Source organism: Novibacillus thermophilus, from assembly GCF_002005165.1.
Classification (GTDB): Bacteria; Bacillota; Bacilli; order Thermoactinomycetales; family Novibacillaceae; genus Novibacillus; species Novibacillus thermophilus.
The window spans coordinates 3,310,673-3,327,300 of record NZ_CP019699.1; the positions used below are offsets into that span (position 1 = coordinate 3,310,673).

Here is a 16,628-nt window from a genome sequence, read left to right on the forward strand (position 1 = left end):
AAACGTCACAACGACTCCCCTTTCGCCAGCGGCGGCTGATAGCTGCGACGCCGCCAAATGCGCGCCACAACCACTGTGAGGACTATCGCCACGACGACTCGTAACAACAGCAGCGCCCAGATCGGGATTCCCAGCGGGACGAACAGCAGTGTGTCCTCCACGACAGCGTGACAACCGCTTAAGAACAGCAGCATCACATACAAATCGCGTTTGGAAAAAGCCTGCTCCCGCGCCTGCTCGATGATCACCCCTGCTCCGAAAGCAAGGCCAAAGAGCAGCCCCGCCGCCATCGTAACGGCCCCGCGCTCCGGGATGCCGAGGACGTTCATGGAAGCAGAAAGTTTGCGCGAGACGATGTCCAGTACCCCCCAGTCGTTCAACGCTTGAATCATGATCATCAACAAAAAGACGACGACGGAAAACTGCAGGGTACCTGTCACCGCCGTTTGCAAGGCATTCCAGACAATCGGGAGAAAACCGCTCACTTCCGCCTGATCGGGGGCGACCAACCCGTAGCGGGCCGGCTGGTCTCCACCCGACCAGACGAGATGAATGAGGGCCGCTGAACTGAAGGCCATAAACAGCCGCATCGCTGAGACAGCCAGGAGACTGACGCCAATTTTTTTGCACAGAGCCCCTTCCACGAGCAAGTTGTGAGAAAAACTGAGCATGACGGCGAGGATAAACACTTCCTTCACCGTAAATTCCATCGTGAGCACAGCTCCGATGGCAGCGTACAAATTGAGCAGATTCCCGAGCGCCAGCGGAATCGCCGCATCTCCCGGGAGACCGATCCAGCCCATGACCGGCTCGAACAAAAGGACGGCCCAGTCGATGATGGGCGTATGTTGCAAGACGGCTACGATAAACGTGACGGGGAACAGCACTTTTCCTAACGCCCACGCTGTCCTGATCCCAGTCTCGCATCCTTTGCGCCACTGGATTGACTTCATGTCGCCTCTGGCACCTCACCTGCATCCAAGTATTTCACCTTCGCCCGACCTGTTGACCGACGCACAATGATGACAGCGACGGCCGCGATCACGGTGAGGACACTCACTAATTGCGCCGTGCGAATGTTGCCGTAAGCCATCGCTCCCGGCTCAAACAATACGTACATAGGAGACCACAACACCTCGAGGACCCCTTCCAGCCACACCGGTCCGTCAAAAGCCAAACTGTCCGTGCGCAGTCCTTCGATAAAAAAACGCCCTAGTGAATACCATATGAGATACCCGAAGAAAATTTCACCGCGGCGCGGGTTAAATTTTCGCAAGACGACCAATATGGCGACACCGACCACGTTCCACACCGATTCGTACAAAAACGTCGGGTGGTAGTACGCGCCGTCAATGTACATCTGATTGACAATCCAATCTGGCAGGTGAAGGTCTTCCAAAAACGAGCGCGACACTTCGCCGCCGTGCGCTTCCTGGTTCATAAAATTGCCCCAGCGCCCGATCGCCTGCCCGAGCAAAAGGCTCGGCGCCACAATGTCTGCCATCTGCAAAAACGGAATCCCTTTTTTCCGCGTATAAAAATAGCCGGCTGTGATGGCACCGATCAACGCGCCGTGAATGGCGATTCCGCCTTTCCACACGGCGATAATGTCCATTGGGTTCTGCGCGTAGTAATCCCACTGAAAAATGACGTAATACAGCCTCGCGCCGACAATCGCCGCTGGCAACACCCACACGAGCATGTCAAAAAAAACGTCACTGACCCACCCGTGCCTTCTGCCTTCGCGAACGGCCACCCACAGTCCGACTAACGTCGCTGTTCCGAGAATGATGCCGTACCAATGCACTGAAAGGGGGCCAAGTTTAAACGCAATCGGATCCAACGCTTGCACCGCTGCCATCATCATCTCGTGGTACTCCTTCCTCAATCGTCCACATCTCACCTTATTGTAGCGCAAAATTCGGTGAAGTGCGAACCTGTCAGACGCCGGAAAAGGCGGACAGACCGAACGACCGGCATCATCTGTTCTGTTGCTTTCTTCCTATTTTTGTTGAAAATTATCTCAATAAAGTACAATTTTATGCAAAGTAATGTTATATTTCTACTATACAAATAAATATATCAAGGAGGATGCAAGATGGGAGTTAAACGGTTGTGGACATCTGCCTTGACTGTGTTCAGCATCATGGCGTTGCTCGCACCGTCCCTTTGGACAAGCCCGTCAGCCGCAGCTTCACTTCGCGATGTCGACCTCGAGCGCGAAACATCCCTCGTCCGCATTACGGTTCCGGATCGGTCGACATTGGACGAGCTGGTGGCAAGTGACCTCGATTTGACCGAGTACGTGCGCGAGCGAGACGGTGCTATCGAAGTGGACGCCGTTGTCACCGAAAGTGAACGAAAGGCCTTAAAGGCGCAAGGCTACACCGTCGAAACGGTGACGACTTACAGTGAAGTCGAGCGCACTTTAAAGCAGCGAGAACAAAAAGTCCGCCAACTCCAACAAGCGACAGCACGCGTGGACAAAATCAACATCTTGCGGGCCCAACACTTTGCGAACCAGGGCGGAACGTTCCTGTACGTTGAAGCGAAAACGAGCGCAGGGGATGCCGGAAGTGTTTCCCTCACCGCCACGTGGACGGAAGACGGTGAAAAGAAAACAGCCACGCTGCAGCGCAAAGTGGACCAGAACGAATATTTGTACCACCACATGTTAGTCGAGATCGGTGCAGTGCCCGATCGCGTCGTCATCACCAGCAACCAAGGCGGACGCGCTGAAGTGCCGGTCACGGAGTGGGTTGGCGGAGAACCACCCGATGAAGGAGAACACTACGTCAGTGACTTTATCGACCACTATATGACTCCGACAGAGGTGACGGCACGCATCGAGCAACTGGCCGCAGAATTTCCAGAGCTGGCCGAGATCGTCACTCTCCCTTACGAAACGAATGGCTACCGCCGAAAAGCGCAAGCCTTGATCGGCAATCCCGAAATCCACCCCGATGCCACGGTGGTGCTCACATCCAAAGCCTGGGGACACGAAGGCGGAAACGACATCACCGTAGACGTTGAGGCATCAGATGAAGCAAACGCCGACTTAACCGTCGAAGTCAACGGAAACCACATGACTGTCAACCTCGCGACGAACGCGTCGGCTGAACCTTCTAGCACAGCTGCCGACGTCGTGGACGCCGTGAATGCATCCGCCGGACATCTAGTCACGGCGACCCTGTTTCGCAACAGTTCAGGCGACGACACGGTCCGCCCGCAGGAGAGAACGGCGCTGAACAACGGATTGGACGCACCCCCGGAAGTGTCGCGGGAACCGTTCGAAGTCAAAGCGATTCGCATCGGAAAACACCGTGACGGATCCAAGGTGGGCGTCATGGCCTACGCCCAGGAACACGCTCGCGAATGGGTGACGCCCCTCGTCGCTGTGGAGACTGCTGAACGCCTCTTGCGCAACTACGCCACCGACGCCGACACGAAAAAACTCGTCGACAACTTGGACATCTTCATCGTTCCGACGGTAAACCCAGACGGCGGACACTACTCGTTTTACGACTACAACTGGCAGCGTAAGAACATGACGAACCACTGTGGACCCGAAAATTCCGACCCTTACCGACAGGATACGTGGGGTGTAGACTTAAACCGCAACCACACCGTCGGGTCTGTCTACGACGGCTACATCGGCGCTTCGACCAACTGTACGTCGGGCACGTACGCCGGACCGGAGGAACTGTCGGAACCAGAGAGCCGAAATTTGATCTGGCTCGCTGAAGAAAACCCAAACATTCAGTTCGCCATGAACATTCACAGCTACGGCGGCTATTTCATGTGGCCCCCAGGTGCGTACGACGCTGAACGCAACACGTTGCCACGTCCGACCGCAGGAGAGGAAGCTTATTTCTGGCAGGCGTCGCAAACGATTTTGGAAGCGATCAAAGCGTACAGAGGGACTGTGATTTTGCCTGGACGAACCGGTCCGATTCCGGACGTTCTTTACTCCGCAGCTGGAAACTCAGCCGACGCTCTCTGGTATGAACACGGGATTTACGCGTGGGACTTTGAAGTCGGTGCAGACTTGTGGAACCCGGACACGAAAGAGTGGGAACCTGTCGGATTCCAGCCCCCGTTTGAAGAAGGGCACGCCGAAGCGATGGAGTTCGCAAACGGCATGATCGGGCTGTTTGAAGTCGCCTACCAGTACGCGACAGACGACAGACCGCCCCATTCGACGCTGAGCCCGGGAGAAGGTGCGTATGACGGACCGGTGAAAGTTCGCTTCGATACGAGCGAGCCCGCTACCGTCTACTACACACTGGACGGGTCGCGCCCGACGTTCGATTCCGACAAAATCCAAATTGCCGGTACCCGGGAAGGCGCCGAAACGTTAACGATCAGCAAAACGACGACGATCCATTGGTTTTCAGTGGACCCTGCCGGCAACGTTGAGGGAAATTACGATCCAGAAGGCGATGGAGACAACTACAACAAAGCGACGATTGAAATAAATTACGGTTTACCTGACGGCATCAACGCCGCCGGCCTGAAGACGCTCATCGATCGATTGGAGCGAGAAGGAGAAATTACGCACGACGACTCTGCTCGCCATTTACGCACCCATCTGACAGCCGTCGACCGCTACGAAAGACAAGAAGCAGCAGAAAAGGTCGTCAAACACGTACAAACCTTTAAACAAGTGTTGAACCACCAGCAAGAACACGAGTGGATCTCCGAAAAAGCTTTTGACATTTTGAAAACGTACGCCGACTTTTTGCTGGAGAAGTGGCAATAGACGAGACGGCAAAAAGCCCTTGCGGAAAGGCACCGGTCCCGCAAGGGTTTTTAATCAAACTCGTCCGCATCTTCAATCACGTTCGTCAGCTGTTCAGCAAATTGGACGGCAGCGTTGTACCCCATGCGCTTCAAACGGTAATTCATCGCGGCCACTTCGATGATGACCGCCAAGTTTCGGCCCGGCCGCACCGGGACCGTGAGCATGGGGAGCTCTGTGTCGATTATTTTCATTTTTTCTTCGTCCAGTCCTAACCGCTCATACTGTCGGTTTTCCTTCCACACTTCCAGCTGAATGACGAGAGAAATCGCCTTAAAGTCCCGGACGGCGCCGGCCCCGAACAACGTCATCACATTAATGATGCCGAGGCCGCGAATCTCCAACAGGTGACGAATCAAATGCGGGGCGTTTCCGACGAGTCGGTTTTCCGCCGTTTGCCTGATTTCCACCGCGTCATCGGCTACGAGGCGGTGTCCCCGCTTCACAAGTTCTAGTGCCGTCTCACTTTTACCGATCCCGCTCGCCCCGACGAGCAAAATTCCGACTCCGTACACGTCCACGAGGACGCCGTGCATCGTCGCCCGCGGAGCGAGGACGTCTTCCAAATAGTTCGTCACCCGGCTGGCAAATTTCGTCGTCGGCAGTTCCGTTCTCAACACGGGCAACCCCATCTCCGATGCCGGACGCACTAATTCGGGAGGAGCTTCAAAATTGCGCGTAATACAAATGCACGGCGTTTCCTTCCGACACAACTTCCGCATTCTGTCCTGCCGTTCTTCCTCATTTAGTTTATGAAAAAACGATAACTCCGTCTTACCCAACAGCTGTATGCGTTCCGCCGGGTAGTACGTGAAGTAACCGGCCATCTCCAATCCAGGGCGAGACAGGTCACTGACCTTTATTTTGTGATCGAGACCTTCGCTGCCACACACGACTTCCAGATCAAATTTGCGCACTAAATCCTCTACGGTTACATCGTTCGCCATCCACAACCGCCTGCCTCATTCTGTCTTCACATGCCTTTCAATCCATTCCATTGCGGATGCTGCAACGGAGATGGCGGTCGGCATGTGTTACTGTCTTTTTCGATGTTAGCAAATCTCGTCCTTCGTTTCCACAAAAATAGGCCGGGAAAACACCCGACCACTGGAGAAAAACGATTAAAAAACTGTTTCTTCTGTCTCCTTGTCGAAAATGTGGCACTTGTTCATATCGAAAGCTAACTTCACTTCGTCTCCCATCTCGACGCCGGAACGGGCATCGACGCGGGCAACGACCGTCTCGTCTCCGATCCCGCTCAAGTACAAATACATCTCGGACCCCATGTTTTCCGACACTTCTACTTTTGATTTCAACACGCTGTGGGGAGACGCCTCCAGAAACACCGGCTCGTCGTGAATGTCTTCCGGCCGAATGCCGAAAACTACCTCTTTACCGGCATACCCTTTGTCTTTCAACAGTTTGGCTTTGCCTTCTGGAATTTCAACATCTAAATTGTTCGTCTTGAAGTGCAGCTTGCCACTCTCCTCTAGCACGGTACCAGAGATGAAGTTCATCGCCGGCGATCCGATAAATCCTGCGACAAACATGTTCGCCGGATGATTGTATATCGTGTCAGGGGAATCGGCTTGCTGGATGACGCCGTCCTTCATGACGACGATGCGATCTCCCATCGTCATCGCTTCCGTCTGGTCGTGGGTCACGTAGATGACAGTCGTCTCCAGCCGCTTGGCCAACTTGCTGATTTCCGTGCGCATTTGCACGCGCAACTTCGCATCGAGGTTCGACAGCGGTTCGTCCATGAGAAACACTTGCGGTTCGCGTACAATCGCCCGTCCGAGGGCTACGCGCTGCCGCTGACCGCCTGAGAGCGCCTTCGGTTTGCGGTCCAGCAGGTGTTCGATGTCGAGGATGCGCGCCGCTTCCTTCACCCGCTTGTCGATCTCGTCTTTCTTAAACTTGCGCAACTTCAGTCCAAACGCCATGTTTTGGTACACATTCATGTGCGGGTACAAGGCGTAACTTTGAAACACCATGGCGATGTCCCGGTCTTTCGGCGCCACATCGTTGACCAGTCGGTCTCCGATGTACAGTTCTCCTTCCGAAATTTCTTCCAGACCGGCAATCATGCGCAACGTGGTCGACTTCCCACAACCCGACGGACCGACGAGCACCAAAAACTCCTTATCGTTGATCTCTAAGTTGAAATCTTTGACGGCAGTCACATCGCCGTACCGCTTGTAGACGTGGTTTAATGTTAAACCTGCCACAACATCACTCCTCTCACCATTTCCTGTTCATTGTAGCGTTTTCACCCATTCGCAAGCTAGGGGCATCCTGTCCAAAATTAATTGAACAGTTTTACCAAAAAATGTGGACGTCGATTACGGTTTCGTCATCAACAGGGCGAGACGGATTAATATAGCGTCCTCAAACCGGCGCACGTCCCGTCCGGTTTCTTGCTTCAGTTTGTCCAACCGGTAAAGGAGGGTGTTGCGGTGCACGTACAACTGCCGCGCCGTTTCGCTCACATTTAAATTTAAGCGGAAAAATGTTTCAAGGGTCTCCCGCATTTCTTGATCTTTCCACCACGTATGGCTGGCCGAGGCCACGTCTTCCAGGAAAGCGCGCCTTTCCTCACGGGGCAGCGCCTGCAGCAGTCGTTCCAGGGCCATGTCCCACGTGGCAAAAACACGGCGTCCAGGGTGAAGGGCCATCCCGAGGGAAAACGTCTGTTTGATCTCCAGCCACGCTTTGCCGAGCTCCTCGATCGTCTCAACTGGCGGGTGAACCACTGCCCGAACGTCTTCACTGAGTTCCGACGTAAACATTTCCACTAATCCGTCAGCCCAGTGCCACAGCATCTCCTGCCATTCTTCCGCTTCGTCACCTTCGTAAACAATCCCAGCCAGCGGAAGCAAGAGGTAGTCTCTCGTCGACATGGCAAGCACCCAGACCTGCTCGTCAAAAAACGACTGGATCACGCGGATCACTTCTTTTTCACCGGTCAAGACGTGCTCTCCGCACCGAGCCACATAGAACGGAATGCGTTCTGACAGCGTGAACCTGCCACCGAGCGAAGGGAGCGCAGAAAAAGCGTCTCGCGACTGTTCCACTTCACGCAACCACGCGATTAACTGATTTTTCGGTGACCTCCCTCTGCCTGTTGACATCTCCTCCTTCTCCCTCTCAACCAGTAAGGAAATGAGCTGTTTTTCACGGTCGCTGACAGAACCTGCCACCCACAACCCCCGCGTCCGGTCTGTCGGAAAAACCAGCACGTCACTGTCACCACTGTGCTGCATGCCCTCTGGTCTCGAGTCGAGCCGACCCCATTCTACGTCTGTCAGCAAAATATCTTTTAGTTTTTGGGCAACCTTTTGCCAACGATGTTCGCTCAACCCGCGTTCCTCCCGTCATCAGCTTCTTGAGATGCGTGGTTCAGAAGGGTGTTGGGGCATGTGTCAAAGTCACGGGCTCTTGGTGGAAGTGGCCCTTTCGACGAAAGTGGGCCACCTACTCTATAACCATCCCCTCCTGGGGGACGTCCCTGAGACCCTGAGACACGGATGCCACCTAGTCGCGGATCATGCCGTTTAAGGCCCAACTGACCACGCTGACGATGAGCGCTCCCCAGAAAGCGCCCCAAAAACTCGTCACTTCCAGCCCCGGTACGAGCATGCCAGTCACATAAAACGTCACGGCGTTAATGACGAGCAAAAACAGCCCAAGACTCAAAACGGTGATCGGAAGCGTCAAGAATACGAGAACGGGTCGGATAAACGTGTTGATCACAGCGAGAATGACAGCAGCGATCAGGGCCGATCCGAACCCGTCAACTTCAATGCTATCCAACAGAAAAGCTGCGGCTAACACGGCCACTCCGTTAATCAGCAGACCAACGAGCCAGCGCATTTTCAAAAGCACTCCTTTCCGTTCGCCTTCTCCCTCTATTTTATTCCACTATACACCGATCTTGACATACGTGTACACATTTGCTCCTGAGACTTTTGCTGGAGCAGGAACAATCTCTTCCAGTTCACAGCGGACGAGGATGCGCTCCAGATGAGTCTGTGCGCTTTTTGAATAAGCGCCGACACAGGAAAATAAATGGAGAGACGGGAAGGGGGACTGTGCGACAAACACTTCGCGCGCTTGCCATTTGTCGAGGGGTTTTATCTCTTTACTGACGACCCGGTACTGCCACCTCGTCCCATGCCGATCTTCAATCACGACGACATCTCCTGCCTGCAGCCGTTTAAGGTGATAAAAGACGGCAGGACCCGTGTAGTGGTCCACGTGGCCGGACATGACGGCGGTGCCCCATTCCCCCATGTGGGCACTGCCACGGTACCACCCTACCTCTTGCCAATCTTGTGGCATCTCCATGGCACCCGTTTGATCTATCCCGACTTCGCGCACGTCGGCATCGAGCTTCAAGGCGGGAATGACGAGTTTCACCGGTTTTTCCGTGCGGCCTGGCGGAATGCCGTCCCACGCATGTGAGCCGGTGTCAGCAGAGACTGTGTGGGGCTTGCCCAACAACAGCAGAGCGAACAGAATAGAGACGACCACAACGGACACCTTCCGTCGAATCGGAAACGCTGTCGGAGAATCGACGTCCCCGTTCAAACTAAAACAACGGGGGTGTTCCCCCGTTGTTTCCACCGCCATCGATTGGAGTTACTCCACAATGGGGCTGGCTCCCCCCATTCCAGACTTCGGCAAGCCCGGCACCACCCCGTCTTCCAACAGCAAGACTTCGAGGCCGGGCGCCTGGCCGGCCACTCCCATCAATACGGTGCTGTACGCTTTTCCTGGCTCCAAATCGAGAGCCACTTCAGATACCGTAGGCGCTTCGGGATTGCCGCTCGGGTTGATGGACAGGTTGACCTCGCCAGCTGGTAAATCACTGTACTGCGACGCCGTCAACACCCCGATGCCTGTAAACAGCGCTCGATCGTCTGCTGACACGTCCACTTCAGGAGCGTTCGGCGACAAGTGAATTAAGCGCAACGAAGCCTGGTCTCCCCTTCCACCAGAACGGTCGGGAAACAGCGCCACATCCAGATCTTCTTCTTGACCGGCTATGGCCGCCGTAACGGCCACCCCCGGCTCTAGTTCAAAGCTGTCGCGCACAATCGGCGTTTCGGTCTCACCGGAAGCAAACAATTCGACCTTATGCTTTCCCCCTCTAAGCGAAGCGTAGTCGGACACGGACTGGAATTCAAATCCTTCCAGGACTCTGTGCCCGTCCACGTATACATCTACGTTGAGGAGATCCGGCGAAGCGTGCAAAAAACGGACGTAGGCGTCATCCGAGGCAGCTTGACTTCCCGCTGCCGGCAAACTGACAGCGAACGATAACACCAATGAACAAAGCAAGACACTCAACGTACGCATCAATGTGCTCATCCCCTTACTGGCATGTTGGATACAGTGTTAGTATTTGTCAACGCCCTGCCAGTATAGGTGGAAATAATTTACGCGTTTGACGCCTTTTCATACAAGGTTTCCGTCCGCTTTTTATCCCTCTCCAAGATCGGGGCGAGGTACTGTCCGGTATACGACCGCTTCACCTGTACGATCTCCTCTGGAGTCCCAGTGGCCACGACTTTTCCGCCTCCGTCACCGCCTTCGGGTCCGAGATCGATCACGTAGTCAGCCGTCTTGATGACGTCTAAATTGTGCTCGATCACAATGACGGTCTCGCCGTTTTCTACGAGACGGTGCAACACTTTCAACAACCGGGCAATGTCGTCGGTGTGAAGCCCCGTCGTCGGCTCGTCGAGGATGTACAGCGACCTTCCGGTATTGCGGCGATAAAGTTCAGATGCCAGCTTCACCCGTTGAGCTTCTCCACCGGACAGGGTCGTCGCCGGTTGACCCAATTTCATATAGCCGAGACCGACATCGTACAGCGTCTGGATTTTCCGCTTGATGCGCGGAATATTCTGGAAGAACGTGAGGGCATCTTCCACCGTCATGTCCAAGACTTCCGCCACGTTTTTCCCTTTATAGCGAACGTCTAACGTTTCCCGATTGTATCGTTTTCCTTTGCACACTTCACACGGCACGTACACGTCGGGCAAGAAGTGCATCTCGATTTTGATCACCCCATCACCGCGGCACGCTTCACACCGCCCCCCTTTTACATTGAAACTGAAGCGCCCTTTTTTGTACCCGCGCACTTTCGCTTCCTGCGTCGTGGCAAACACTTCACGGATGTCGTCAAATACTCCTGTGTACGTGGCTGGATTGGAGCGGGGTGTGCGGCCAATGGGCGACTGGTCGATGTCGATCACTTTGTCGAGGTGTTCAATTCCGAGAAGGGCTTTGTGAGCCCCCGGTTTTTGTTTGGCGCGGTGCAATTCACGGGACAGCGCTTTGTGCAAAATTTCATTCACGAGGGTACTTTTTCCCGAGCCGGACACACCCGTCACAACCGTAAACGTGCCGAGGGGGAACTTGACGTTAATATTTTTTAAGTTGTTTTCTTTGGCGCCCCGCACTTCAATCCATTTTCCGTTCGGTTGGCGCCGTTCCACCGGCAGCGGAATGAACTTCTCCCCGCTTAAGTACTGTCCGGTGAGAGACTGTTTATCCCGCATCACTTCATCCGGTGAACCGGCGGCTACCACTCTCCCGCCGTGAACGCCTGCCCCGGGACCGATGTCGATAATGTAGTCTGCCGCGCGCATCGTGTCTTCATCGTGCTCGACCACAATGAGGGTATTGCCCAAGTCACGCATCCGCTTCAGTGAGTCGATCAGGCGGTTGTTGTCCCGTTGGTGCAAACCGATGCTCGGCTCGTCCAAAATGTACAGCACCCCTACGAGACTGGAACCGATTTGCGTCGCCAAGCGGATGCGCTGCGCTTCTCCGCCGGACAGTGTACCTGCTGCCCTGCTCAGCGTCAAGTAATCGAGGCCGACGTCCGCTAAAAAAGAGAGGCGCGATTCAATTTCCCGCAAAATGAGGCGCGCAATGGCGACTTCTCGCTCGCTCAGTTCCAAATTTCGAAAGAAGTCAAGCGCTTCCTGGACGGAGCGCTCGGTCACCTCGTGGATCGTCTCGCCCCCGACGAGGACCGCGAGGGATTCTGGACGCAATCTCGCACCCTTACACGCCGGACACTTCGTCTCCGACATGTACGTTTCTGCCAGTTCGCGGACGTAATCCGAACTCGTCTCACGGTAGCGGCGCTCCAGATTCGGAATGACTCCTTCGTAGCGCACCAACGTCTCCCTCACCCGTCCGAAGTCGTTCGTGTAGCGAAACGGAATGCGCTCATGGCCACCGTACAGCAACAAGTGCTGCTCTTCGTCGCTCAACTCCTCAAACGGAACCTTCGGGTCAATGCCGTAATAAGCGCAGACGGCGTCCAACAACTGTTCGTAATAGTTGGATGACGAATTGGCCCACGGATCGATCACGCCCTCTTTGAGGGACTTTGACTTGTCGGGAATGACCATGTCTTCGTCCACTTTTTTTTGCATGCCGAGGCCGTCACACGTCGGACACGCGCCGAACGGACTGTTAAATGAAAACATGCGCGGTGTCAGTTCGTCTATACTGAAGCCGCACTCCGGGCAAGCCAGATTTTCACTGAACAAAAACTCCTCACCGTCTACAACGTCCACCACAACAGTGCCGCCAGTCAGTTTGAGGGCCGTTTCCAGCGAATCGGAAAGGCGTGACTCAATTCCGGCCTTTATGACAATGCGGTCAACCACGACTTCAATCGTGTGCTTCCTGTTCTTCTCCAATTTGATCTCGTCTGTCGCTTCCCGCAATTCGCCGTCTACGCGCACACGGACGTACCCTTGTTGACGGATGCTTTCCAACACTTTCACGTGTTCGCCTTTACGCCCCCGGACGAGAGGAGCTAATATTTGAATTCTCGTGCGATCAGGCAATTGGGTGATACGGTCCACCATCTGTTCGACCGTTTGCGATTGAATTTCGATTCCGTGTTTCGGGCAGTGGGGACGGCCGATGCGGGCGAACAAGAGGCGCAAGTAGTCGTAAATCTCCGTTACAGTACCGACCGTCGAACGTGGGTTGCGGCTCGTCGTTTTTTGGTCGATGGATATGGCCGGCGACAACCCGTCGATGGAGTCGACATCCGGTTTGTCCATCTGCCCGAGAAACTGGCGCGCATAAGCCGAGAGAGATTCCACGTAACGGCGCTGTCCTTCGGCGTAAATCGTGTCAAAGGCGAGGGACGACTTTCCAGAGCCGGAAAGCCCCGTCAACACGACAAACTGATCCCTGGGAATGGTGACGTCAATATTTTTTAAGTTGTGGGCCCGTGCCCCTTTAACTACAATGCGATCGTGTGCCATGAACCCGTTAGGCTCCTTCCGCTTTCAACTCGATAATTAAGTCTCTCAACTCCGCAGCCCGTTCAAACTGCAACGCTTTGGCCGCTTCTTTCATCTCGGCTTCCATCCGCTCGATGACGGCTTTGCGGTCCCGCTTCGGCAGTTTGGTTAAGTCTTTGTCCAAGTAATCGGCTTTTTCCTCGGCGACGCGCGTCGCCTCGATGACATCCCGTACGGCTTTTTGAATTGTTCGCGGCGTGATGCCGTGCTTCTTGTTGTACTCGAGCTGAATTTGACGGCGCCGCTCTGTTTCGTCGATCGCTTTCTGCATCGACTCCGTGATCGTGTCCGCGTACATGATCACCATGCCGTCCGCGTTCCGCGCTGCGCGTCCGATCGTCTGAATGAGGGCTCGTTCTCCGCGCAAGAAGCCTTCTTTGTCCGCGTCCAAAATGGCGACGAGGGACACTTCCGGCAAGTCGAGACCTTCCCTGAGCAAGTTAATGCCAACGACGACGTCGTGCACGCCGAGGCGTAAATCGCGCAGTATTTGCATTCGCTCTATCGTCTTAATGTCGGAATGCAGGTAGCGCACTTTAATCCCTACGTCGTTCAAATAGTCCGTGAGGTCTTCCGCCATTTTTTTCGTCAACGTCGTCACGAGGACGCGCTCGTCCCGCTCCCGCCTCTTGTTGATCTCCTCGATCAGATCGTCAATCTGCCCTTTGATGGGCCGGACGACGACTTTCGGATCGACAAGCCCCGTCGGACGGATGATCTGCTCGACGACTTCCGGGCACTTCTCCAACTCGTACGGCCCGGGCGTCGCCGACACGTACACGATCTGGTGGATGTGTTTCTCCCATTCTTCAAACCGGAGCGGACGGTTGTCGGCGGCAGAGGGAAGGCGGAACCCGTGCTCGATCAAGGTCATCTTGCGCGCCCGGTCTCCTTTGTACATCCCGTTGATCTGCGGCAACGTCACGTGCGATTCGTCGACGATCATCAAGTAGTCGTCGGGAAAGTGGTCCAGCAGCGTGTACGGCGCTTCTCCCGGGGCGCGGCCGGTCAAATGGCGGGAGTAGTTCTCGATCCCCGAACAAAAGCCGACTTCCTGCATCATCTCAATGTCGTAGCGCGTGCGCTGCTCCAAGCGTTGCGCCTCCAGCAATTTGTTCTCGGCTTTCAGCTCGGCGAGCCTTTCTTCCAGTTCAGCCTCAATGCGCTGAATGGCCACGCGCATTTTGTCTTCCCGGGTGACGAAGTGGGAAGCGGGGAAAATGGCCACGTGTTCGCGTTCGCCGATCACTTCGCCGGTGACGACGTCAATCTCGCGGATGCGTTCGATTTCGTCCCCAAAAAATTCGACCCGCACCGCCTGTTCCGAGCGAGATGCCGGAAAAATTTCCAACACGTCCCCGCGCACGCGAAACGTACCCCGCGTAAAGTTGACGTCGTTGCGGGTGTACTGAATATCCACCAGGCGGTGCAGCACTTCATTGCGGTCTTTCTCCATTCCGACGCGCAGTGACAGGAGCAGATCTCGGTACTCTTCCGGAGATCCTAACCCGTAAATGCAGGACACACTGGCGACAATGATCACGTCGTTGCGCTCGTACAGCGCACTCGTCGCCGAGTGCCGCAGTTTGTCAATCTCATCGTTGATCGAGGCGTCCTTCTCGATGTACGTGTCGGTCTGGGGGACGTACGCTTCCGGCTGGTAATAATCGTAGTAGCTGACGAAGTACTCTACGGCGTTGTGTGGGAAAAATTCTTTCAACTCACTGCACAACTGTGCTGCCAACGTTTTGTTGTGGGCGATGACGAGGGTCGGCTTGTTCACTTTGGCGATGACGTTGGCCATCGTAAACGTCTTTCCGGTGCCGGTCGCCCCTAACAGTGTCTGGTGTTTCTTGCCTTGCTTTATACCTTCAACAAGCTTCTCAATCGCTTGGGGTTGGTCACCTTGAGGTTCGTAATCGGAAACGAGCTGAAATGTGCCCTTCACTACCCTCTCACCTCTTCACGGGTTAATGACTTCTGTTCCATTATAGCACAACGGCACAACGAAGGGGAACGCTTGTTCCGATGGCACATCAAAAGAAAAGATGACCCTAAACGGCGAGTCAAAACAGGTACAACTATTGTTCCCGATGAGGAGTGGGGGTAAACGGATACGGGTTTCACCTCTCAAAAACCAGTTGCCTCACATCTAGCTCTTTAGCGGGATGAAATGATGTACAGAAACTGTGACCGCTCCGCACGTCATTCTCTTTTCTAAACGATGACCATCCCGTTGTCAGGGTCATTCGCTACCCTTCCAGTCCTTTCTTCACCTCGCTGCCCCGGTAGCTGGTACGGTCCGTGAACAGTGTCCACCATCCGTAGCGGTGCAAGGACGGCGCCACTGCCCGGGGTGACTCTTCTACTGGGACGAGGCCCAATTGATGAGGTTCGTCTGCATACAGCGAACGCTGCACAATGCGTCGTTCGTTATCTCCGTCCACCACTTCCAGCTTGCAAAAAGCGGGGGACAGTTGCAACGCCGCGTACAGGTCCGTCGTGTTGTACACGGCTTGTCCGTTCGCACGGGTTATGACTTCTCCGGGGCGAATGCCCATATCTTCAGCTGGGCTCCCCGTTTTTACCGCCAGAACCCGTATCCCGTCTTCACACATTTTAAACACTGGTGTTCCGCTCACCTCTTGCCGACGAGACAACCGGGTGACCCCTTCCTGGCCGAGCAGTGCCCAAAGGGCACCGATCCAAAGCCAGATGTCCGCGTTAAACGTAATGGGCATCATGCTGACCAGAGCCAGTGTAGCGCCGAAAACGGCCGTCATAGATCCGGTGAAACGGGCCCGCTGTTCTTGGGTCCGGGCGACGGCGAAATCCGAGTAGACCAAGGGAACCGGTAAGACAAACCAACTGCTCCCAGTCTGAACCACGACGGGAACGACCCACAGCGACTGCAACATTACTGCCCCCACGTGCTTCCCCCGGTGGGGCATTAAAACAGGACAATAAGATCGACCGGCCTCCCACACGGTGAGCAAACCGCCTAACACAGTGAGCACAGCGGTGAACATGAGCAGATTTTGAACATCTAGCGTCTGCAGTGAAAGCAATGCCGACTGGATGGCAGAAGGAACGGCAGTCAGCTCGATCCGCTGACAGATGAGGGCCAGCACACTCGTCGCTCCCGCCACATAACTGAAACCCATCCACCTTACGCGAAAGAGACCGAGTACGACAGCAGCCGTCCCCAGCCACCACCCGTGGACGGCCTTTATGCCGGCATCCCAGTCAAACGACAGCATGACGGCCGAAACGGCTGCACCGACGGCGAGTGCTGACACCATGCGCCTTGTCACCAGACTCCCGGGTGACAAGAGACTGATCCCAAAGAAGCGGCGGTGCCACGCCCGCAGGCGAAAGCCATGCCAGATGACGAACATTAGTGCGACGTAAAGGTAAGGGTTCAGAAAAGTGTCCATGGCGGCCTCCTAAAAACGAAGATACTTACACTTTTCATGACA

General features: G+C 55.0%; 12 protein-coding genes. 1 reads left to right on the plus strand and 11 read right to left on the minus strand.

Features of this window, described 5'->3' with window-relative positions; translation table 11 throughout:
* Positions 1-5: 5 nt before the first annotated feature.
* Both B0W44_RS16155 and lgt read right to left on the minus strand, forming a co-directional pair.
* The gene (locus B0W44_RS16155; protein ID WP_077720911.1) at positions 6-953 is read right to left on the minus strand and encodes a nucleoside recognition domain-containing protein; all 948 of its coding nucleotides are present in this window, start codon (positions 951-953) and stop codon (positions 6-8) included.
* On the minus strand, positions 950-1,867 hold the full coding sequence (lgt, locus tag B0W44_RS16160; protein ID WP_149027057.1) for a prolipoprotein diacylglyceryl transferase: 918 nt from the start codon (positions 1,865-1,867) through the stop codon (positions 950-952). The genes B0W44_RS16155 and lgt overlap by 4 nt, the downstream gene beginning before the upstream one ends.
* Positions 1,868-2,098: 231 nt before the next feature.
* Between lgt and B0W44_RS16165 the strand changes: the two genes are divergently transcribed.
* On the plus strand, positions 2,099-4,762 hold the full coding sequence (locus B0W44_RS16165; protein ID WP_228441279.1) for a M14 family metallopeptidase: 2,664 nt from the start codon (positions 2,099-2,101) through the stop codon (positions 4,760-4,762).
* 50 nt (positions 4,763-4,812) lie between these two features.
* Here B0W44_RS16165 and hprK read toward each other — a convergent pair whose 3' ends face one another.
* The 9 genes from hprK to B0W44_RS16210 all read right to left on the minus strand — a co-directional run bounded on the left by hprK (position 4,813) and on the right by B0W44_RS16210 (position 16,586).
* Entirely contained in the window at positions 4,813-5,748 is a 936-nt protein-coding gene (gene hprK / locus B0W44_RS16170) for an HPr(Ser) kinase/phosphatase (RefSeq protein ID WP_077721448.1), read from the minus strand.
* Between the two features lie 174 nt (positions 5,749-5,922).
* Entirely contained in the window at positions 5,923-7,032 is a 1,110-nt protein-coding gene (locus tag B0W44_RS16175) for an ABC transporter ATP-binding protein (protein ID WP_077720912.1), read from the minus strand.
* Between the two features lie 114 nt (positions 7,033-7,146).
* Positions 7,147-8,163, minus strand: a complete 1,017-nt coding sequence (locus B0W44_RS16180; RefSeq protein ID WP_077720913.1) for a PucR family transcriptional regulator — start codon at positions 8,161-8,163, stop codon at positions 7,147-7,149.
* 175 nt (positions 8,164-8,338) lie between these two features.
* On the minus strand, positions 8,339-8,677 hold the full coding sequence (locus B0W44_RS16185) for a phage holin family protein (protein WP_077720914.1): 339 nt from the start codon (positions 8,675-8,677) through the stop codon (positions 8,339-8,341).
* A 48-nt stretch (positions 8,678-8,725) separates the two neighbouring features.
* Entirely contained in the window at positions 8,726-9,436 is a 711-nt protein-coding gene (locus B0W44_RS16190; RefSeq protein ID WP_077720915.1) for a class F sortase, read from the minus strand.
* A 9-nt stretch (positions 9,437-9,445) separates the two neighbouring features.
* Complete coding sequence (locus tag B0W44_RS16195; RefSeq protein ID WP_228441693.1) at positions 9,446-10,165, minus strand: DUF4397 domain-containing protein; 720 nt, start codon at positions 10,163-10,165, stop codon at positions 9,446-9,448.
* An 80-nt stretch (positions 10,166-10,245) separates the two neighbouring features.
* A complete protein-coding gene (uvrA, locus tag B0W44_RS16200; RefSeq protein WP_077720917.1) occupies positions 10,246-13,110 on the minus strand; it encodes an excinuclease ABC subunit UvrA in 2,865 nt (954 codons plus the stop codon).
* A 7-nt stretch (positions 13,111-13,117) separates the two neighbouring features.
* Positions 13,118-15,097 carry an excinuclease ABC subunit UvrB gene (gene uvrB / locus B0W44_RS16205; protein ID WP_077720919.1) on the minus strand — a complete coding sequence of 660 codons (1,980 nt, stop codon included), beginning with the start codon at positions 15,095-15,097 and terminating at the stop codon, positions 13,118-13,120.
* A 304-nt stretch (positions 15,098-15,401) separates the two neighbouring features.
* Positions 15,402-16,586: a PDZ domain-containing protein gene (locus B0W44_RS16210; protein ID WP_077720920.1), complete on the minus strand. Its 1,185-nt coding sequence runs from the start codon at positions 16,584-16,586 to the stop codon at positions 15,402-15,404.
* Positions 16,587-16,628 lie beyond the last annotated feature (42 nt).

What these genes read in the sequence shown, in the direction of transcription:
- B0W44_RS16155 (WP_077720911.1), bottom strand. Translation starts at nt 953, where the DNA reads ATGAAGTCAATCCAGTGGCGCAAAGGATGCGAGACTGGGATCAGGACA.
- lgt (WP_149027057.1), bottom strand. Translation starts at nt 1,867, where the DNA reads ATGATGATGGCAGCGGTGCAAGCGTTGGATCCGATTGCGTTTAAACTT.
- B0W44_RS16165 (WP_228441279.1), top strand. Translation starts at nt 2,099, where the DNA reads ATGGGAGTTAAACGGTTGTGGACATCTGCCTTGACTGTGTTCAGCATC.
- B0W44_RS16190 (WP_077720915.1), bottom strand. Translation starts at nt 9,436, where the DNA reads ATGGCGGTGGAAACAACGGGGGAACACCCCCGTTGTTTTAGTTTGAAC.
- B0W44_RS16195 (WP_228441693.1), bottom strand. Translation starts at nt 10,165, where the DNA reads ATGCGTACGTTGAGTGTCTTGCTTTGTTCATTGGTGTTATCGTTCGCT.
- uvrA (WP_077720917.1), bottom strand. Translation starts at nt 13,110, where the DNA reads ATGGCACACGATCGCATTGTAGTTAAAGGGGCACGGGCCCACAACTTA.
- B0W44_RS16210 (WP_077720920.1), bottom strand. Translation starts at nt 16,586, where the DNA reads ATGGACACTTTTCTGAACCCTTACCTTTACGTCGCACTAATGTTCGTC.
- B0W44_RS16185 (WP_077720914.1), bottom strand. Translation starts at nt 8,677, where the DNA reads ATGCGCTGGCTCGTTGGTCTGCTGATTAACGGAGTGGCCGTGTTAGCC.
- hprK (WP_077721448.1), bottom strand. Translation starts at nt 5,748, where the DNA reads ATGGCGAACGATGTAACCGTAGAGGATTTAGTGCGCAAATTTGATCTG.